Source organism: Streptomyces sp. NPDC056452, from assembly GCF_042796085.1.
In the GTDB taxonomy this organism is placed as follows: domain Bacteria; phylum Actinomycetota; class Actinomycetes; order Streptomycetales; family Streptomycetaceae; genus Streptomyces.
This window is the reverse complement of sequence record NZ_JBHTRI010000022.1, coordinates 129,364-146,508: the sequence shown is the minus strand read 5'-3', so window position 1 is coordinate 146,508 and position 17,145 is coordinate 129,364. Positions and strand designations below refer to the sequence as shown.

The following is a 17,145-nucleotide window of genomic DNA, read 5'->3' as shown; positions in this document are numbered from 1 at the left end:
CCCTGGGTAAAAAAACTTTTGTCCCCCTTTTGTTGGCCCCACGGGGGTGGCCCCCCTCCGGGGGTACGCCCCGATGTCCCCCCCCCCCCCGGCGGGGGGGGGCGGGGCCCTCGCCCCCGCCCCCCCCCGTCGCCCGTTGAAGTACCCGTCGGTAGCATCATTTTCATGGCAGAGACGGCAGAGCCCCAGACCCAGCAGACGGACGACAGCAAGCACGCGGCCCGCGCGGAGCGCAGGGCTGCGAAGCTCGCCAAGCAGATCGGCGCCTTCGCCAAGGCGCACGGCGGCGCCGAGGGGCAGCTCGCCTACATCGGCCAGATGGGCACCCGCATCGTCCTCGTGGGTGAGGACGGCGGCTGGGGCGACCTGGTCGCCCCTTCCTACGCCGTCGCCGAGAGCGCCGCGCAGAAGTCCGGGATCACGATGCACGAGAGCTTCGACGGCGAATTCGCCGCCAAGGTGCGCACCGGCCCGTACGAGTGGTCCCGGATGGCCGGCATCCAGCTCGGCGGCCCGTCGAACGGCTGAACCCGCACACGCGAAAGGCCTCCGCCGTCGTACCCGCTCGGGTACGACGGCGGAGGCCTTTCGCTCGGATCAGGCCACGGGTGTGTGCTCGGGCTGCCGTCCGGACGCCGGGGCGGGAACGGTGGCCCCCGCCACCGGGCGCTCGCGCAGCGACAGCAGCAACCGCAGCACGGCGATCCACATCAGGCCCGAGCCGAGCATGTGGAGGCCGACCAGGATCTCGGGGACGTCGCTGAAGTACTGCACGTACCCGATGGTGCCCTGCGCCACCAGGACGATCAGCAGGTCCCGGGAGCGCGCCCGGGTGTCGGCGGGGGCGTCCACGATCCGCAGGGCCAGCCACATCGCGATGGCCAGGGCGCAGACCACCCAGGCGGCGACGGCGTGGACATGGGCCGCGGCGGACCAGTCCCACGGCATGCGCGGTACGTCACTGCTGTCCCCGGCGTGCTTGCCCGAGCCGGTCACCGTGGTGCCGAGCACGATCAGGACCACCGAGGTCGCCACGATCGCCCAGGACAGGGTTCGCACCGGCTTCGGGGCGCGCGGGCGCCGCGGGCCGTCGCCCTCACCGATCCGCACCCAGGTGAGGACGGCCACGGTGAGCAGGCAGTTGGCGAGCAGGAAGTGCCCGGCCACCGACCACGGGTTGAGGCCCGCCCAGACCGTGATACCGCCGATGACGGCGTTCCCCATCACGAGCCAGAACTGCGACCAGGCGAGCCGGGTCAGACCGCGCCGGCGGGGCTTCAGGGAGCGCGCCGCGATGATCGCCCAGCCGACCGCGGCCGACAGGACGTACGTGAGCATGCGGTTGCCGAATTCGATGGCGCCGTGCAGGCCCTGCTCCGGCGTGGCGAAGAGGCTGTCGTCCGTGCACTTGGGCCAGGTGTCGCAGCCCAGGCCGGAACCGGTCAGCCGGACGGCACCGCCGGTGACGATGATGAACACCGTCATGACGACTGCGGACAGTGCGGCACGCCGGGCCGTCGTCACGGACGGCGTCCAGCGCTTGGCGATGTAGGAGAGGGGGGTTTCCACGCGCACCATCGTAGGCAACGGCTTGTGCATGTTTTCACGAGGGGTGGGGTCGATCCCGGATGTCTCGCGACATCGGCGGTATGTCACCGCATGCTCACTCCCAGCGGAAGAACTTCGCCGCCGCGCCCAGCCCGAGCGCCGCCCACACGGCGAGGATCCCCAGGCTGCCCCAGGGCATCGGGGCGCCGTGCTGGAGGACGTCCCTGAGGCCGTCCGAGAGCGCCGAGATCGGCAGCAGCCCGAGGACCGACTGCGCCGCGTCCGGGAACCTGTCCAGCGGCACGATGACCCCGCCGCCGACCAGCAGCAGCAGGAAGACCAGGTTGGCCGCCGCGAGGGTCGCCTCGGCCTTCAGCGTCCCCGCCATCAGCAGCCCGAGGCCGGAGAAGGCCACGGTGCCCAGCACCAGGAGCAGCAGGACGGCGAACGGGCTGCCCTCGGGCGACCAGCCCAGCGCGAAGGCGATCACCGTGAGCAGGACGATCTGCAGCACCTCGGTGACCAGCACCGCGAGGGTCTTCGCGGCCATCAGGCCCCAGCGCGGCAGCGGTGAGGCGCCCAGTCGCTTGAGTACCCCGTAGCGCCGCTCGAACCCCGTCGCGATGGCCTGGCCGGTGAAGGCCGTGGACATCACCGCGAGCGCGAGAATGCCGGGGGTCAGGAAGTCGACCGGTTCGCCCGCGCCCGTGTCGACGATGTCGACCGCGCTGAACAGCACCAGCAGCAGCGTCGGAATGACCACCGTCAGCAGCAGCTGCTCGCCGTTGCGCAGCAGCATCCGCGTCTCCAGCGCGGCTTGTGCGGCGATCATGCGCGGCAGCGGGGCGGCGCCGGGGCGTGGGGTGTACGTACCGGCGCTCATGCGCGCAGCTCCTTGCCGGTCAGTTCGAGGAAGACGTCCTCGAGGGTGTGCCGCTCCACCGCGATGCCGTCCGGCATCACGCCGTGCTGGGCGCACCAGGAGGTGACGGTGGCCAGCAGCTCCGGGTCGATCCTCCCGGTGATGCGGTACGCGCCCGTGGTGAGCTCGGCCGCCTCGGTGCCGTCGGGCAGGGCCTTCAGGAGGGAGGCGAGATCCAGCCCGGGCCGGCCGGTGAAGCGCAGGGTGTTCTCGGCGCCGCCGCGGCACAGCTGCTCCGGGCTGCCCTGGGCGATGACCCGGCCCGCGTCGATGACGGCGATGTCATCGGCGAGTTCCTCGGCCTCGTCCATGAAGTGGGTGGTGAGGACGATCGACACGCCGTCGGTGCGCAGCTCCCGGACCAGGTCCCAGGTGGAGCGGCGGGCCTGCGGGTCGAGGCCGGCGGTCGGTTCGTCCAGGAAGACCAGCTCGGGCCGGCCGACGACGGCCATCGCCAGGGCGAGGCGCTGCTGCTGGCCACCGGAGAGCCGGCGATAGGTGGTGCGGCCGCAGCTGCCGAGCCCGAGACGTTCGATGAGCATGCCGACGTCCAGCGGGTGGGCGTGCAGTTTCGCCATGTGCTTGAGCATCTCGTCGGCGCGCGCACCGGAGTAGACGCCGCCGGACTGCAGCATCACGCCGATACGGGGACGGAGCGCGGCCGCGTCGGCGACCGGGTCGAGGCCGAGGACCCGCACGGTCCCGTCGTCCGGCCTGCGGTAGCCCTCGCAGATTTCCACAGTGGTGGTCTTGCCGGCGCCGTTGGGGCCGAGGACCGCGGTCACCGCGCCCGCCCGGACCTCCAGGTCGAGGCCGTCCACCGCGGTCTTGGTGCCGTAGCGCTTTACCAGGGCCTTGACCTGTACGACGGGCTCGCTGCTCATGGCGGGCAAGTCTAGGCGGGGTGCTCCGGGACGCTGCGCGGAGGGTTCCCCGGGGGTGCGGGGCGTGGGATCCGTGGCCGCGCCGCGGGATCCGGCCGAATTCCCCGGGCGGAACGGACGACGGGAACGTTCTCCCGATCTCGTGCCCCGTCGAGCTGATGCGTTCCGGTGCGGGCCCGCAGTCACCCGACCGGCCCCCGGCGGACCTTCTTCCGCCGGGGGCCGGTCCCGCGTTTCCGCAGGCCCGGCCGCTGCCCGTGGTCTGGACCTCCCACCTGCGACGCTGTGCCGGAGATCATCATTTCCGCAGGTCAACTTAGGTTCGCCTAAGTGATGAAGCGCACCGCGCCCGGTCCGGGGGTGGGTTGTCAGGCCCGGATGAATTACGCAACAATGGCGTTGTGAAATACGTTGGCGAGGCTCCTCAGGAGGAACTCGCGACCGGTGAGCGCTCGACGCGCAACCGGGTCGCGCGCTCCATCCTGGATCACGGCCCGTCCACCGCCGCCGATCTGGCGAAGCGCGTCGGCCTGACCCAGGCCGCCGTACGCCGTCATCTCGACGCCCTCGTCTCCGACGATGTCGTCGAGGCCCGCGAACAGCGGGTGTACGGAGCACGCACCCGTGGCCGCCCGGCCAAGGTGTTCGCCCTGACCGACTGCGGCAGGGACGCCTTCGACCAGTCCTACGACGAGCTCGCCGCCGACGCCCTGCGCTGGATCGCCGAAACGGGCGGGGACGAGGCGCTCGTCGCCTTCGCCCGCGCGCGGATGGCCGCCCAGTGGGAGACGTACCGCGCCGCGGTCGACGCCGTGGCCCCCGAGGCACGCACCGAGGCGCTGGCCAAGGCCTTGTCGGCCGACGGGTACGCTGCTACGGCGCGCAGCGCGCCGGGCCCCCAGCAGGGCGAGCAGCTGTGCCAGCACCACTGCCCGGTGGCGCATGTCGCCGAGCAGTTCCCGCAGCTGTGCGAGGCGGAGACGGAATTCTTCTCCAGCCTGCTCGGGACGCACGTACAGCGTCTGGCCACCCTCGCCCACGGCGACGGGGTGTGCACGACGTTCGTTCCGCGCAGCAGCCCCGCAGCACCACAGACCACCTCATCAGCATCTGCAAGTACGGCCGGGAGGAACCCCGCATGACGCTCCCTACGGAGACTGCCCACCCTGAGCTCGATGGCCTGGGCACGTACGAATTCGGCTGGGCCGACTCCGACGCGGCAGGCGCGGCGGCGAAGCGCGGCCTGTCCGAAGCTGTCGTCCGCGACATCTCGGAGAAGAAGAACGAGCCGGAGTGGATGCTGAAGCTCCGTCTCAAGGGCCTGAAGCTGTTCGGCAAGAAGCCCATGCCGAACTGGGGCTCGGACCTGTCGGGCATCGACTTCGACAACATCAAGTACTTCGTGCGGTCCACGGAGAAGCAGGCGGAGTCCTGGGAGGACCTGCCCGAGGACATCAAGAACACGTACGACAAGCTCGGCATCCCCGAGGCGGAGAAGCAGCGCCTGGTCGCCGGTGTCGCCGCGCAGTACGAGTCCGAGGTGGTCTACCACCAGATCAACGAGGAGCTCGAGGCGCAGGGTGTCATCTTCATGGACACCGACACCGCGCTGAAGGAGCACCCGGAGCTCTTCCAGGAGTACTTCGGCACCGTCATCCCCGTCGGTGACAACAAGTTCGCCTCGCTGAACTCGGCCGTGTGGTCCGGCGGCTCCTTCATCTACGTGCCGAAGGGCGTGCACGTGGAGATCCCGCTCCAGGCCTACTTCCGTATCAACACGGAGAACATGGGCCAGTTCGAGCGGACGCTGATCATCGTCGACGAGGACGCCTACGTCCACTACGTCGAGGGCTGCACCGCGCCGATCTACTCCTCGGACTCCCTGCACTCCGCGGTCGTCGAGATCATCGTGAAGAAGGGCGGCCGCTGCCGCTACACGACCATCCAGAACTGGTCGAACAACGTGTACAACCTCGTCACCAAGCGCGCCGTGGCGTACGAGGGCGCGACCATGGAGTGGGTCGACGGCAACATCGGCTCCAAGGTCACCATGAAGTACCCGGCCATCTACCTGATGGGCGAGCACGCCAAGGGCGAGACCCTGTCCATCGCCTTCGCGGGCGAGGGCCAGCACCAGGACGCCGGCGCCAAGATGGTGCACATGGCGCCGAACACCTCCTCCAACATCGTCTCCAAGTCGGTGGCACGAGGCGGCGGCCGTACCTCCTACCGAGGTCTGATCGAGATCGGTGAGGGCGCCCCCGGCGCCAAGTCGAACGTGCTGTGCGACGCACTGCTCGTCGACACCATCTCGCGCTCCGACACCTACCCGTACGTCGACGTCCGCGAGGACGACGTGTCGATGGGTCACGAGGCGACCGTCTCCAAGGTCTCCGAGGACCAGCTCTTCTACCTGATGAGCCGCGGCATGACCGAGTTCGAGGCCATGGCGATGATCGTGCGCGGATTCGTCGAGCCGATCGCCAAGGAGCTGCCCATGGAGTACGCCCTGGAGCTCAACCGGCTGATCGAGCTGCAGATGGAGGGCTCGGTCGGCTAGCAGGCCCGCCGACCGGATCCCCCTGACATTTGACTGAGAAAGCGAGCACTACGACAGCCATGGCTGAGGCTCAGAACATTCCGGCGGGCTCCACCACCGCCGGGTCCATCGCGGTGGCGGCCGAGTCCACCGTCGCCACGCGCATGAGCGCCCCCCCGTCCTTCGACGTCGCGGACTTCCCGGTCCCGCACGGCCGCGAGGAGGAGTGGCGGTTCACGCCGCTGGAGCGGCTGCGCGGACTGCACGACGGCACCGCCGTCGCCACCGGTGACGGGGTCAAGGTCGTGATCGAGGCGCCCTCCGGCGTCACGGTCGAGACCGTCGGCCGCGACGACGCGCGGCTCGGCAGGGCCGGCACGCCCGTGGACCGGGTCGCCGCCCAGGCGTACTCGTCCTTCCAGCAGGCCTCGGTCGTCACGGTCGCCAAGGAGGCCGTGCTCACCGAGCCGATCCGGATCGCCGTGCACGGCCAGGGCGGTGTGGCCTACGGCCACCAGGTCATCGAGCTGGGCGCCTTCGCCGAGGCAGTCGTCGTCATCGACCACACCGGCGACGCGGTGCTCGCAGCCAACGTCGACTACGTCCTGGGCGACGGGGCGAAGCTCACCGTCGTCTCCGTCCAGGACTGGGACGAGAAGGCCGTCCACCTCGGTCAGCACAACGCGCTGATCGGCCGGGACGCCTCCTTCAAGTCCATCGTCGTCACCTTCGGCGGCGACGTGGTCCGCCTCCACCCGCGGGTCGCCTATGCGTCCACCGGCGGCGAGGCGGAGCTCTTCGGCCTGTACTTCACCGACAAGGGCCAGCACCAGGAGCACCGCCTCCTTGTCGACCACAACGCCCCGCACTGCAAGTCCAACGTCGCTTACAAGGGCGCGCTCCAGGGCGACGGCGCGCACGCCGTGTGGATCGGTGACGTCCTCATCCAGGCCGCCGCCGAGGGCACCGACACGTACGAGATGAACCGCAACCTGGTTCTCACCGACGGCGCCCGGGTCGACTCCGTACCGAACCTGGAGATCGAGACCGGCGAGATCGTCGGCGCCGGACACGCCTCGGCGACCGGACGCTTCGACGACGAGCAGCTGTTCTACCTGCAGTCCCGGGGTATCCCGGCCGAGGAGGCCCGCCGGCTCGTCGTGCGCGGCTTCTTCGCCGAGCTCGTCCAGCAGATCGGCCTTCCCGACGTCGAAGCCCGTCTCCTCGACAAGATCGAGACCGAGCTGAAGGCGTCGGTCTGATGGCCTTCGTCAAAGCCTGTGCGCTGAGCGAGCTGGAGGACGACACCCCGAAGCGGGTGGAGCTCGACGGCACGCCGGTGTCCGTCGTCCGCACCGAGGGCGAGGTGTTCGCGATCAACGACATCTGCTCGCACGCGAACGTCTCGCTGTCGGAGGGCGAGGTCGAGGACTGCTCGATCGAGTGCTGGCTGCACGGATCGAGTTTCGACCTCCGCACCGGCAAGCCGTCCGGTCTTCCCGCGACGCGCCCCGTCCCCGTATACCCCGTAAAGATCCAAGGGGACGATGTGCTCGTCTCCGTCACCCAGGAGTCCTGAGTCACCCATGGCAACGCTTGAAATCCGCGACCTGCACGTCTCCGTCGAGGCCGACAACGCCACGAAGGAGATCCTCAAGGGCGTCGACCTGACCGTGAAGCAGGGCGAGACCCACGCCATCATGGGCCCCAACGGGTCCGGCAAGTCGACCCTCGCCTACTCGCTCGCGGGTCACCCCAAGTACACGATCACGAGCGGCACGGTGACCCTGGACGGCGAGGACGTCCTGGAGATGTCCGTGGACGAGCGCGCCCGCGCGGGCCTGTTCCTCGCCATGCAGTACCCGGTCGAGATCCCCGGTGTCTCGGTCTCCAACTTCCTGCGCACCTCCGCCACCGCCGTCCGCGGCGAGGCGCCGAAGCTGCGTACGTGGGTGAAGGAGGTCAAGGAGACGATGGCCGGGCTCCAGATGGACCCCGCCTTCGCCGAGCGCAACGTCAACGAGGGCTTCTCCGGCGGTGAGAAGAAGCGCCACGAGATCCTCCAGCTGGAGCTCCTCAAGCCGAAGATCGCGATCCTCGACGAGACCGACTCCGGCCTGGACGTCGACGCGCTGAAGACCGTCTCCGAGGGCGTCAACCGGGTCCGCGAGACCGGTGAGGTCGGCACCCTGCTGATCACGCACTACACACGCATCCTCAAGTACATCAAGCCCGACTACGTGCATGTCTTCGCCAACGGCCGGATCGCCGCCTCCGGTGGCGCCGAGCTCGCAGACACGCTGGAGAACGAGGGCTACGAGGCCTACACGAAGGGTGGCGCTTCCGCGTGACTGACGCCCGACAGGGGCTCTCCGGCCTCCTCGACACCGAGGCGATCCGCAAGGACTTCCCGATCCTGGACCGCACGGTCCACGACGGCAAGAAGATCGTTTACCTGGACAGCGCGGCGACCTCGCAGAAGCCGCGCCAGGTCCTCGACGCGCTCAACGAGTACTACGAGCGGCACAACGCCAACGTCCACCGCGGTGTGTACACGATCGCGGAGGAGGCCACCGCGCTGTACGAAGGCGCTCGCGACAAGGTCGCGGCCTTCATCAACGCACCCAGCCGCAACGAGGTGATCTTCACCAAGAACGCCTCGGAGTCGCTCAACCTCGTCGCCAACATGCTCGGCTGGGCGGACGAGCCCTACCGGGTCGACAGCGACACGGAGATCGTCACCACGGAGATGGAGCACCACTCCAACATCGTGCCGTGGCAGCTGCTCTCGCAGCGCACGGGCGCGAAGCTGAAGTGGTTCGGCATCACGGACGACGGCCGGCTGGACCTGTCCAACATCGACGAGATCATCACGGAGAAGACGAAGATCGTCTCCTTCACGCTGGTCTCCAACATCATGGGCACGATCAACCCGGTCGAGAAGATCATCCGTCGTGCCCAGCAGGTCGGCGCGCTGGTCTGCATCGACGCCTCGCAGGCCGCCCCGCACATGGTGCTCGACGTGCAGGCGCTGCAGGCCGACTTCGTGGCCTTCACCGGCCACAAGATGGTCGGTCCGACCGGTATCGGCGTGCTCTGGGGACGGCAGGAGCTCCTGGAGGACCTGCCGCCGTTCCTCGGCGGCGGCGAGATGATCGAGACCGTGTCGATGCACTCCTCGACGTACGCTCCGGCACCGCACAAGTTCGAGGCCGGTACCCCCCCGATCGCGCAGGCCGTCGGCCTCGGTGCGGCCGTGGACTACCTCTCGGCCATCGGTATGGAGAACATCCACCGCCACGAGCAGGCGATCACGGAGTACGCGGTGAGGCGGCTCCTGGAGGTCCCCGACCTCAGGATCATCGGCCCGGCGACGGCCGAGGACCGCGGCGCGACGATCTCCTTCACGCTCGGCGACATCCACCCGCACGACGTGGGCCAGGTACTCGACGAGCAGGGCATCGCGGTCCGGGTCGGACACCACTGCGCACGGCCGGTATGCCTGCGGTACGGAATTCCTGCGACGACGCGAGCGTCGTTCTATCTGTACTCCACGCCCGCCGAGGTCGACGCCCTGGTGAACGGCCTGGAGCACGTGCGGAACTTTTTCGGTTAATGGCGAGGGTTGACTGGTGAAGCTTGACTCCATGTACCAGGAAGTGATCCTGGACCACTACAAGCACCCCCACGGGCGTGGCCTGCGGGAGGGCGACGCCGAGGTGCATCACGTCAACCCGACGTGCGGCGACGAGATCACGCTCCGCGTGAAGTACGACGGCGAGACCATCACCGACGTCAGTTACGAGGGCCAGGGCTGCTCCATCAGCCAGGCCAGCGCTTCCGTGCTCAACGAGCTGCTCGTCGGCAAGCAGCTCGGCGAGGCGCAGAAGATCCAGGAGACCTTCCTGGAGCTGATGCAGTCCAAGGGCCAGCTGGAGCCGGACGATGCGATGGAGGAGGTGCTGGAGGACGCGGTCGCGTTCGCCGGTGTCTCCAAGTACCCGGCCCGGGTCAAGTGCGCGCTGCTGAGCTGGATGGCGTGGAAGGACGCGACGGCGCAGGCGCTGTCCGAAGGGAAGACGGCATGAGCGAGAACGAGACTCTTACCACCAAGCCGGCCTCCGAGGAGGAGGTCCGCGAGGCGCTGTACGACGTGGTCGACCCCGAGCTGGGCATCGACGTCGTCAACCTGGGCCTGATCTACGGCATCCACATCGACGACGCCAACATCGCCACCCTCGACATGACTCTGACGTCCGCGGCCTGCCCGCTGACCGATGTCATCGAGGACCAGGCGAAGTCCGCGACGGACGGCATCGTCAACGAGCTGCGGATCAACTGGGTCTGGATGCCGCCGTGGGGCCCGGACAAGATCACCGACGACGGCCGCGAGCAGCTTCGCGCACTGGGCTTCAACGTCTGAGTCCCGTCGTCACCCCGTTTCGGTACGACGAACGGCCATGCCCGCCAGGCAGACTGGCGGGCATGGCCGTTCGCTTTTACCAGCTCGCCGTCGACACCCACGATCTGCCGTCGCTGGCGCGCTTCTGGTGCCGCGTCATGGACTGGCAGGTGCTGTTCGAGGACGAGGACGAGATCGTCATCGGTGCCGACGAGTTCGCGATGCCGGGCATGTGCTTCGTCCCCGTACCGGAGGGGAAGACGGTCAAGAACCGGCTGCACATCGATCTGGCCCCCGACGACCAGGCCGCCGAGGTCGAGCGGATCATCGCGCTCGGTGCCCGGCGGGTGGACGTGGGGCAGGGCGAGGACGTGACCTGGGTGGTGCTGGCCGATCCCGAGGGCAACGAGTTCTGCGTACTGCGCCCGAAGAGCTCCCTGGTGGACTGAGCCGGTCCTACTGCGGGGGGCCTTGGGGGGCTTCGCCCTGGTGCCCGCCGTACGGGGCCTGGCCGGGCTGTGCTCCGTACGGGACCCCGCCCTGCTGCGGTACGCCGGCCGCCTCGGCCAGCACCGGGCCCAGGTCCTCCGTCCGTATCCGCCGGTCCACGTACAGCAGACCGGTCACCAGCTGCGGGAACGTCGTCGAGATGATCTGGCTGACCATCTGCCCCAGCATCGTCGCGACGAAGTAGCCGCTCATCGCGACCACGATCGCCGCGGGGCTCGGGTCGTCGTCCAGCGAGGACGTGCTGATGATGCCGGGGAACATGCCGAGGATCGAGAACGGCATCTGGATGAAGTAGCCGGCCGTCGCGGCCATGATGTAGACGAGCAGCGTGATGCCGAAGATCCGCCACCAGTCGCCGCGTACCAGCTGGGCGGAGCGGCGCAGGGCGGCCACCGGGCGCTGGCCCTCGAAGACCACGATCGCCGGTGCCAGGCAGAACTTGACCCAGAGCCAGGCGGCCAGCGGCCCGGTCGCCAGGGCGCCGAGGACACCGACCGTCATGGCCGTGGCGGCGCCGGAGCCGCTCTCCAGGGTGACCGCCGTGATGATCACCCCGACGAAGGCCACCATGACCAGTGCCACGGGTACGGCCACGATCAGCGCCGTGAGGACCAACGTGCCGATCACCGGGGCGAGATGGGACCACGCCCGGCGCCACACCGTGGAGAACTCGATGGGCCTGCCCAGTACCGCCTCCTGCAGCACCGTGGGGACGGCCGCGTACATCAGGCCCGAGACGATCACCATCGTGATGATTCCCAGCACCGCGAGGACACCCACCGCGGTCACGAGCGAGACGACGTCCGACGAGGCGGCCTCCTTCTCGTAGTCGAGCGAGACCACCCGCTCCAGCGGATCCGCGACGGCGGAGTAGGCGATGGCCACCGCCGCCGCCATCAGCAGTGCCGCGCCGCCGTACAGGGCGGCGCCCAGGCCGAACAGCTGCTTCCAGTACTTGCCCATCGTCGAGAACGCGCCGTTGAGCACATCCCCGAGCCTGAGAGGTGCGAGCGGTATCACCCCTGGCTTCGACGGCGGAACCCAGCCGCCCCATCCCGGCGGCCCCGGAGGTCCCCCGTACGGAAATCCGCCGTACGGTGCGCCCCCGTATGCGCCGCCGCCCCACCCTGCGTCCTGCGCCACTGCTACTCCGTTGTGTTGTTGTCGTGCATTCATCATCCGGTACGACCGGTCGGGACACCGTAGCGCCCCGTGGTGGCGGTGCGTCCGGGGAGGACACCCCGCGCCGTTGTGTACGGTCGTACGCAACGATGTGTACACTCGTACGCATGGGATACGGACTGCTGGCCGTCGCGATCGCCGCCGAGGTGGCCGGGACGACGGCCATGAAGTACAGCGAGGGCTTCACCCGGCTGTGGCCCTCGCTCATCACGGTCGTGGGGTACGTGCTGGCGTTCGCGCTGCTCGCCCAGACCCTCAAGACGCTCTCCGTCGGCACCGCCTATGCCATCTGGGCGGGGGCGGGCACGGCGGCCGTCGCCGCCATCGGGATCCTGTGGATGGGCGAGTCCGCGGGGCCGGCCAAGCTGGCCGGCATCGCGCTCATCATCGTGGGGGTCGTGGTGCTCAACCTCGGCGGTGCCCACTGATGGTGCGCCGTTACGACCCCGAGCGGCGCGACCGCATCATCGACGCGGCGATCCGTGTCGTCGCGGACCGGGGCATCGCGGGCCTCAGCCACCGCTCCGTGGCCGCCGAGGCCGACGTTCCGCTCGGCTCGACGACGTACCACTTCGCCTCGCTCGACGAACTGCTGATCGCGGCGCTGCGCCGGTGCAACGACAACTTCGCCCGGGTCGCGCGGGAGAGCGCGTACCTCGCGGACCCGGACGCCGATCTCGCCGACGAGCTGACACGGTTGCTGACGGAGTGCTTCGAGGGCGGCCGCGGCCCGCTGGAGCTGGAGTACGAGCTGTATCTGGCCGCCCTGCGCCGGCCCGCCCTGCGGCCCGTCGCGGCGGAGTGGACCGAGGGCGTGAGCCGCCTGCTGGCCGACCGCACCGACCCGGCCACCGCGCGGGCCGTGGTCGCCCTGCTGGACGGGATCAGTCTGCAGGTGCTCCTCACCGGGAGCGATTTCGACCCGGAGTACGCGCGGGAGATGCTGGCCAGGATCGTGGACGGTGCCGGGCGCTGATCACTGCCGCCGGACCGCCGCCAGCGCGGCCCGCACGCTCGCCTCGATGTCGGTGATCGGATAGAGCGCCTCGACGACCGTCCGCTCCCTGTCCACCACCAGCGTCAGCCGCTTCAGCCTGCTGACGCCCGACGCGCGGAAGGTCGGCAGCCGCAGGGCGGCCGTCAGTGTCAGCGCGGCATCGGAGAGCAGCGGGAAGCGCAGCCCCTCCTTGTCGGCGAACGCCCGCTGCTCGTCGGGGCGTTGGGTGGACACCCCGTGCACGGTCGCGCCGGCGGCGGTGAACTCGGCCAACTGGTCGCGGTAGGTGCACGATTCGAGGGTGCAGCCGCTCGCGCCCGGGATCCCGGACCAGCCCGGCGGGTAGGCGTCCTTGCGGGCGTACGCGCCGGGGAAGCAGTACAGGACGGTGTACGGGGTGCCGGCGACGGGGTCGCGCAACTCGCCGTCGAGGTCGAGCAGTTGCAGCGCGGGCAGCCGGGTGCCCACCAGTGACCGCACCCGGGCGGCCTCCTTCGAGCTCTCCTCGGTCGTGGCCATCGTCTCTCCTTCTCCCAGCACCCATGCGTCGCCCCAGTCCTGGAGGGCGATCAGTACGGGCAGCAGTGCGCGCCCGCGCGGGGTGAGCCGGTATTCGTGGCGGACCGGCCGGTCCTGGTACGGCTCCCGGGTCAGAACTCCGGCGTCCGTCAGCAGGTGCAGCCGCTCGGTGAGCACCTTGCGGGACACGCCCAGCTCCTGCTGGAGCGCGTCGAAGCGGTGCACCCCGCGTGCCGCGTCACGGACGATCAGCAGGGTCCACCAATCGCCCACGACGTCGAGAGCCTGGGCGATCGCGCAGTCGGCGTCGGCCAGGCTGGTGCGCTGGGGCATGAAGGCCCGCCTTCCTACTCGGTTGACCTGTGCAGATCATGCTGCCATAGTCCGTTCCCAAAAGGAACTCACTCGGGGGGAACGGGATGGGCATGCTGCGCGGCGTACCGAGGACGGTACGGCTCCTGGCGTTCGGCGCTTTCCTCAACGCAGTCGTCAGCTTCACGTTCGTGTACCTCTTCGTCTACCTCACCGGACCGCGCGGCCTGTCCGTCGCCCAGGCCGGGCTGATCAGCGGCATCGGCGGTATCGGTCTGGTCGCCGGGAACTTCACCGGCGGCTGGTTCGGGGACCGCTACGGCCATCGCCGGATGCTCCTGGCCGGCGCCTGCGCGAGCGGCGCCGCGCTCGTCACCCTGCCCCTGCTGCCCGTCGCCGCGCTGTACGCGGTGCTGCCGCTCGCCCAGTACGCGGCGGGCGTCGTGCGCGCGGCCAACGCCGCACTCGTCGCGGTCTCCGTGCCCGAGGGCGGGCGGCGCCGGAGCTTCGCCCTCAGCCGCTTCGCGTCGAACGGCGGCTTCACCGTGGGCCCGCCGCTCGGTGCGCTGATCGCAGGCCAGTACTCGTACGGCTGGCTGTTCCTCGCCGACGGTCTGGGCACTCTGCTCTTCGCCGCCTACGCGGCCGCCATCCTGCCCGCGCGCGGTACCGCGCACACCAAGCCCGCGCACGACCCCGGCGCACCGGGCCTGTGGCAGGAACTCCGTGCCAGGCCGGCGGTGATGGTCCTGCTCGGCGCGATCGTCTGCGTCGACCTCGTGTACCGGCAGCAGTACTCCACGCTGCCGGTCTTCCTCGCCGACCACGGCTTCGACGCCCAGTTCTACGGCTGGCTGATCGCCATCAACGGCGGCGTCATCCTCCTGCTCGAACTGCCCGCCGCGCACGCACTGCGCAGCCGGGCGCCGCTGAGCATCGTGGGCGCCGGCCTGCTCCTGGTCGGGCTCGGCTACGCGGTGCTGATCCCAGGGGCCGGGGTGCTGTTCGCCGTGACGATGATGCTGTCACTGACCGCGGGCGAGATCCTCTACAAGACCACGGCCACGGCCTACGTCGCCGACCAGGCGCCCGCCCACGCGCAGGGCCGCTTCCAGAGCCTGTACGCGGGTGCGTCCATCAGCGGCCAGGTCCTGGCGCCACCCCTCGGCGGCGCGCTCTACGTGGCCTCGCCCGCCCTGCTCTGGCCGGTCTGCGCAGCCGTGGCGTGCGGCGCGGGGATGGCCGTGCTGGCGGCACGGCGGCCGGCCTTCGCAAGCCGCGCCTCCACGGCGGCGCGCACCTGCCCGCCTCCCGGCCTGTCGGCCCCGGCGGCCCCGGCGGCCGGGGGTGCGCCGGGGCAGGCCGGGAGGACTCCCCGTCCTGAGACCGGTTCGCCCGCGCACCGCCCGGGCGGTTAGGTTCTGTTCATGACCGACACGACTTCCCAGGGCTCCGCCCGCACCACCGGCGCCGTCGCCGCCGGCCTCGCCACCATCGCCGGTGACGGCACCGTCCTCGACACCTGGTTCCCCGCCCCCGAGCTCGTCGCCGACCCCGGGCCGGCCGGCACCCAGCGCCTCGGCACCGACGAGGCGGTGAACCGGCTCGGCGAGGGCGCGGCCAGGGCCATCGGTGTGGACGCCCGTCGAGGGGTGGAGGTCGTCGCCGTCGCCACGGTCATCTCCTCGCTCGACGACAAGCCGCTCGACGCGCACGACACCTACCTGCGGCTGCACCTGCTCTCGCACCGCCTCGTCCAGCCCCACGGGCAGAACCTCGACGGCATCTTCGGCTTCCTCGCCAACGTCGCCTGGACCTCGCTCGGCCCCGTGGCCGTCGACGACCTGGAGAAGGTGCGGCTCAACGCCCGCGCGGAGGGCCTGCACCTCCAGGTCACCTCGGTGGACAAGTTCCCCCGCATGACGGACTACGTCGCACCCAAGGGTGTACGGATCGCCGACGCCGACCGGGTCCGCCTGGGGGCGCACCTGGCCGCCGGTACGACCGTGATGCACGAGGGCTTCGTCAACTTCAACGCCGGCACGCTCGGCACCTCCATGGTCGAGGGCCGGATCTCCGCGGGTGTCGTCGTCGGCGACGGCTCCGACATCGGCGGCGGCGCGTCCACCATGGGCACCCTGTCCGGCGGCGGCAAGGAGCGCATCGTCATCGGACAGCGCTGCCTCATCGGCGCCGAGGCCGGCGTCGGGATCGCGCTCGGCGACGAGTGCGTCGTGGAGGCCGGGCTGTACGTCACGGCCGGCACCCGGGTCACGCTGCCGGACGGGCAGGTCGTCAAGGCCCGGGAGCTCTCCGGTGCCTCGAACATCCTCTTCCGCCGCAACTCGGTCTCCGGCGCCGTCGAGGCCCGCCCGAACAACGCGGTCTGGGGCGGCCTCAACGACGTACTGCACAGCCACAACTAGTCGGTAGCGGCGAGAAGTTCCTCGTACACCCTGCGCAGCCCGTCGGTCGCCTCGCGGCCGGCGGGCTGCAGCGGTTCGCGGACCGGGCCCGCGTCGAGCAGTGCCTTCGCCGTGACCGTGCCTGGCAGGCCGGCGCACATCATGGCCTCGACCAGGCCGATGGTGAGCCCGTTCAGGCGGGCCGCCTCCGCGGTGTCACCGGCGTCGAAGGCGTCCAGGACGGCCCGCATCCGGCGCGGCGCCACGTTCGCCACCGTACTGACGTAGCCGGCGCCGCCGACCGCGTACAGCGGAAGGTTCATCTCCTCGCAGCCCGAGTAGTAGGCCAGCCGGGTGCGCGCCATCACCTTCGTCGCCCCGAGCAGGTCGTACGCGCAGTCCTTGACCGCCACGATGCGCGGGTGCTCCGCCAGCCGCAGCAGGGTCCGCGGTTCGATCCTCGTCCCTGTGCGGCCCGGGATGTCGTACAGCATCAGGGGAATGCCCGTGGCCTCGGCGACCCGGACGAAGTGTGCTTCCACGGCGGCCTGCGGGGGGCGGCTGTAGTACGGGGTGACCACGAGCAGCCCGTCCGCGCCGGCCGCCTCCGCCTCCTGGGCCAGCCGGACGGTGTGCCGGGTGTCGGAGCTCCCGACCCCCGCGAGGAGCGGGACGCCGCCGCCGACCGCCTCGCGGACCGCCCGCAACAGGGCGGTCTTCTCCTCGTCGGTGGTGGTCGGGGACTCACCTGTGGTGCCGCTCAGTACGAGGCCGTCGCAGCCTTCCGCGATCAGGCCCCTTGCGTGCTCGCGGGCGGTGACCAGGTCCAGGTCACCGGCGGCGGTGAACGGAGTGATCATGGCGCAGAGGGCGCGGCCGAAGGGCCTGGCCGGGGTGGCTGTCATGCCGGAAGTCTCCGCGCGGC

The 17,145-nt window shown here is 70.2% G+C and carries 20 protein-coding genes; 14 read left to right on the top strand and 6 right to left on the bottom strand.

Annotation, left to right across the window (positions count from 1 at the left end; genetic code table 11):
- Positions 1–165 precede the first annotated feature (165 nt).
- Positions 166–528 (top strand): hypothetical protein, encoded by a 363-nt coding sequence (locus ACFQ6X_RS22415; RefSeq protein WP_383183997.1) that lies wholly within the window; start codon positions 166–168, stop codon positions 526–528.
- Positions 529–597: 69 nt separating this feature from the next.
- On the opposite strand, the gene ACFQ6X_RS22410 is transcribed toward ACFQ6X_RS22415, so the two are convergent.
- From ACFQ6X_RS22410 to ACFQ6X_RS22400, 3 genes are all read right to left on the bottom strand, one after another.
- Positions 598–1,578: a heme A synthase gene (locus ACFQ6X_RS22410; protein ID WP_383183995.1), complete on the bottom strand. Its 981-nt coding sequence runs from the start codon at positions 1,576–1,578 to the stop codon at positions 598–600.
- 85 nt (positions 1,579–1,663) lie between these two features.
- Positions 1,664–2,431 (bottom strand): ABC transporter permease, encoded by a 768-nt coding sequence (locus ACFQ6X_RS22405; protein ID WP_383183993.1) that lies wholly within the window; start codon positions 2,429–2,431, stop codon positions 1,664–1,666.
- Positions 2,428–3,354 (bottom strand): ABC transporter ATP-binding protein, encoded by a 927-nt coding sequence (locus ACFQ6X_RS22400; RefSeq protein WP_383183991.1) that lies wholly within the window; start codon positions 3,352–3,354, stop codon positions 2,428–2,430. Before ACFQ6X_RS22400 ends, ACFQ6X_RS22405 begins: the two co-directional genes overlap by 4 nt.
- Before the next feature lie 401 nt (positions 3,355–3,755).
- Between ACFQ6X_RS22400 and ACFQ6X_RS22395 the strand changes: the two genes are divergently transcribed.
- From ACFQ6X_RS22395 to ACFQ6X_RS22355, 9 genes are all read left to right on the top strand, one after another.
- A complete protein-coding gene (locus tag ACFQ6X_RS22395) occupies positions 3,756–4,496 on the top strand; it encodes a helix-turn-helix transcriptional regulator (RefSeq protein WP_383183989.1) in 741 nt (246 codons plus the stop codon).
- Positions 4,493–5,914, top strand: coding sequence for a Fe-S cluster assembly protein SufB (sufB, locus tag ACFQ6X_RS22390; protein ID WP_329212265.1), 1,422 nt, complete (start codon positions 4,493–4,495; stop codon positions 5,912–5,914). Before ACFQ6X_RS22395 ends, sufB begins: the two co-directional genes overlap by 4 nt.
- A gap of 59 nt (positions 5,915–5,973) precedes the next feature.
- Positions 5,974–7,155: a Fe-S cluster assembly protein SufD gene (sufD, locus tag ACFQ6X_RS22385; protein ID WP_383183986.1), complete on the top strand. Its 1,182-nt coding sequence runs from the start codon at positions 5,974–5,976 to the stop codon at positions 7,153–7,155.
- Positions 7,155–7,472 (top strand): bifunctional 3-phenylpropionate/cinnamic acid dioxygenase ferredoxin subunit, encoded by a 318-nt coding sequence (locus ACFQ6X_RS22380; RefSeq protein ID WP_329212268.1) that lies wholly within the window; start codon positions 7,155–7,157, stop codon positions 7,470–7,472. Before sufD ends, ACFQ6X_RS22380 begins: the two co-directional genes overlap by 1 nt.
- A 7-nt stretch (positions 7,473–7,479) precedes the next feature.
- Positions 7,480–8,244, top strand: coding sequence for a Fe-S cluster assembly ATPase SufC (sufC, locus tag ACFQ6X_RS22375; RefSeq protein ID WP_205019479.1), 765 nt, complete (start codon positions 7,480–7,482; stop codon positions 8,242–8,244).
- A complete protein-coding gene (locus tag ACFQ6X_RS22370; RefSeq protein ID WP_383183984.1) occupies positions 8,241–9,509 on the top strand; it encodes a cysteine desulfurase in 1,269 nt (422 codons plus the stop codon). The genes sufC and ACFQ6X_RS22370 overlap by 4 nt, the downstream gene beginning before the upstream one ends.
- Positions 9,510–9,525: 16 nt before the next feature.
- Positions 9,526–9,981, top strand: coding sequence for a Fe-S cluster assembly sulfur transfer protein SufU (gene sufU, locus ACFQ6X_RS22365; protein ID WP_329212275.1), 456 nt, complete (start codon positions 9,526–9,528; stop codon positions 9,979–9,981).
- Entirely contained in the window at positions 9,978–10,316 is a 339-nt protein-coding gene (locus ACFQ6X_RS22360; protein ID WP_014156915.1) for a metal-sulfur cluster assembly factor, read from the top strand. Before sufU ends, ACFQ6X_RS22360 begins: the two co-directional genes overlap by 4 nt.
- A gap of 62 nt (positions 10,317–10,378) precedes the next feature.
- Positions 10,379–10,744 carry a VOC family protein gene (locus ACFQ6X_RS22355; protein WP_383183981.1) on the top strand — a complete coding sequence of 122 codons (366 nt, stop codon included), beginning with the start codon at positions 10,379–10,381 and terminating at the stop codon, positions 10,742–10,744.
- 7 nt (positions 10,745–10,751) lie between these two features.
- Here ACFQ6X_RS22355 and ACFQ6X_RS22350 read toward each other — a convergent pair whose 3' ends face one another.
- Positions 10,752–11,792: a hypothetical protein gene (locus tag ACFQ6X_RS22350; protein WP_383183979.1), complete on the bottom strand. Its 1,041-nt coding sequence runs from the start codon at positions 11,790–11,792 to the stop codon at positions 10,752–10,754.
- A gap of 302 nt (positions 11,793–12,094) precedes the next feature.
- Here ACFQ6X_RS22350 and ACFQ6X_RS22345 point away from each other — a divergent pair, with 302 nt between their 5' ends.
- Complete coding sequence (locus tag ACFQ6X_RS22345; protein ID WP_383183977.1) at positions 12,095–12,415, top strand: DMT family transporter; 321 nt, start codon at positions 12,095–12,097, stop codon at positions 12,413–12,415.
- Positions 12,415–12,963 (top strand): TetR/AcrR family transcriptional regulator, encoded by a 549-nt coding sequence (locus tag ACFQ6X_RS22340; protein WP_383183975.1) that lies wholly within the window; start codon positions 12,415–12,417, stop codon positions 12,961–12,963. The genes ACFQ6X_RS22345 and ACFQ6X_RS22340 overlap by 1 nt, the downstream gene beginning before the upstream one ends.
- Here ACFQ6X_RS22340 and ACFQ6X_RS22335 read toward each other — a convergent pair whose 3' ends face one another.
- Positions 12,964–13,836: a winged helix-turn-helix transcriptional regulator gene (locus ACFQ6X_RS22335; RefSeq protein WP_383183973.1), complete on the bottom strand. Its 873-nt coding sequence runs from the start codon at positions 13,834–13,836 to the stop codon at positions 12,964–12,966. It lies immediately after the preceding gene.
- A gap of 86 nt (positions 13,837–13,922) precedes the next feature.
- Here ACFQ6X_RS22335 and ACFQ6X_RS22330 point away from each other — a divergent pair, with 86 nt between their 5' ends.
- Positions 13,923–15,233 carry an MFS transporter gene (locus tag ACFQ6X_RS22330; RefSeq protein ID WP_383183971.1) on the top strand — a complete coding sequence of 437 codons (1,311 nt, stop codon included), beginning with the start codon at positions 13,923–13,925 and terminating at the stop codon, positions 15,231–15,233.
- Positions 15,234–15,242: 9 nt separating this feature from the next.
- Positions 15,243–16,241 (top strand): 2,3,4,5-tetrahydropyridine-2,6-dicarboxylate N-succinyltransferase, encoded by a 999-nt coding sequence (gene dapD, locus ACFQ6X_RS22325; RefSeq protein WP_383183969.1) that lies wholly within the window; start codon positions 15,243–15,245, stop codon positions 16,239–16,241.
- On the opposite strand, the gene dapA is transcribed toward dapD, so the two are convergent.
- Positions 16,238–17,125, bottom strand: a complete 888-nt coding sequence (gene dapA, locus ACFQ6X_RS22320) for a 4-hydroxy-tetrahydrodipicolinate synthase (RefSeq protein WP_383183967.1) — start codon at positions 17,123–17,125, stop codon at positions 16,238–16,240. The two genes, dapD and dapA, sit on opposite strands and share 4 nt — an antisense overlap.
- Between the last annotated feature and the right edge of the window lie 20 nt (positions 17,126–17,145).

Excerpts from the sequence above, each read along its gene's own strand:
- ACFQ6X_RS22415 (WP_383183997.1), top strand. The coding sequence starts at position 166 with ATGGCAGAGACGGCAGAGCCCCAGACCCAGCAGACGGACGACAGCAAG.
- ACFQ6X_RS22410 (WP_383183995.1), bottom strand. The coding sequence starts at position 1,578 with ATGGTGCGCGTGGAAACCCCCCTCTCCTACATCGCCAAGCGCTGGACG.
- ACFQ6X_RS22405 (WP_383183993.1), bottom strand. The coding sequence starts at position 2,431 with ATGAGCGCCGGTACGTACACCCCACGCCCCGGCGCCGCCCCGCTGCCG.
- ACFQ6X_RS22400 (WP_383183991.1), bottom strand. The coding sequence starts at position 3,354 with ATGAGCAGCGAGCCCGTCGTACAGGTCAAGGCCCTGGTAAAGCGCTAC.
- sufB (WP_329212265.1), top strand. The coding sequence starts at position 4,493 with ATGACGCTCCCTACGGAGACTGCCCACCCTGAGCTCGATGGCCTGGGC.
- sufD (WP_383183986.1), top strand. The coding sequence starts at position 5,974 with ATGGCTGAGGCTCAGAACATTCCGGCGGGCTCCACCACCGCCGGGTCC.
- ACFQ6X_RS22380 (WP_329212268.1), top strand. The coding sequence starts at position 7,155 with ATGGCCTTCGTCAAAGCCTGTGCGCTGAGCGAGCTGGAGGACGACACC.
- sufC (WP_205019479.1), top strand. The coding sequence starts at position 7,480 with ATGGCAACGCTTGAAATCCGCGACCTGCACGTCTCCGTCGAGGCCGAC.
- ACFQ6X_RS22360 (WP_014156915.1), top strand. The coding sequence starts at position 9,978 with ATGAGCGAGAACGAGACTCTTACCACCAAGCCGGCCTCCGAGGAGGAG.
- ACFQ6X_RS22355 (WP_383183981.1), top strand. The coding sequence starts at position 10,379 with ATGGCCGTTCGCTTTTACCAGCTCGCCGTCGACACCCACGATCTGCCG.
- ACFQ6X_RS22345 (WP_383183977.1), top strand. The coding sequence starts at position 12,095 with ATGGGATACGGACTGCTGGCCGTCGCGATCGCCGCCGAGGTGGCCGGG.
- ACFQ6X_RS22340 (WP_383183975.1), top strand. The coding sequence starts at position 12,415 with ATGGTGCGCCGTTACGACCCCGAGCGGCGCGACCGCATCATCGACGCG.
- ACFQ6X_RS22335 (WP_383183973.1), bottom strand. The coding sequence starts at position 13,836 with ATGCCCCAGCGCACCAGCCTGGCCGACGCCGACTGCGCGATCGCCCAG.
- ACFQ6X_RS22330 (WP_383183971.1), top strand. The coding sequence starts at position 13,923 with ATGGGCATGCTGCGCGGCGTACCGAGGACGGTACGGCTCCTGGCGTTC.
- dapD (WP_383183969.1), top strand. The coding sequence starts at position 15,243 with ATGACCGACACGACTTCCCAGGGCTCCGCCCGCACCACCGGCGCCGTC.
- dapA (WP_383183967.1), bottom strand. The coding sequence starts at position 17,125 with ATGACAGCCACCCCGGCCAGGCCCTTCGGCCGCGCCCTCTGCGCCATG.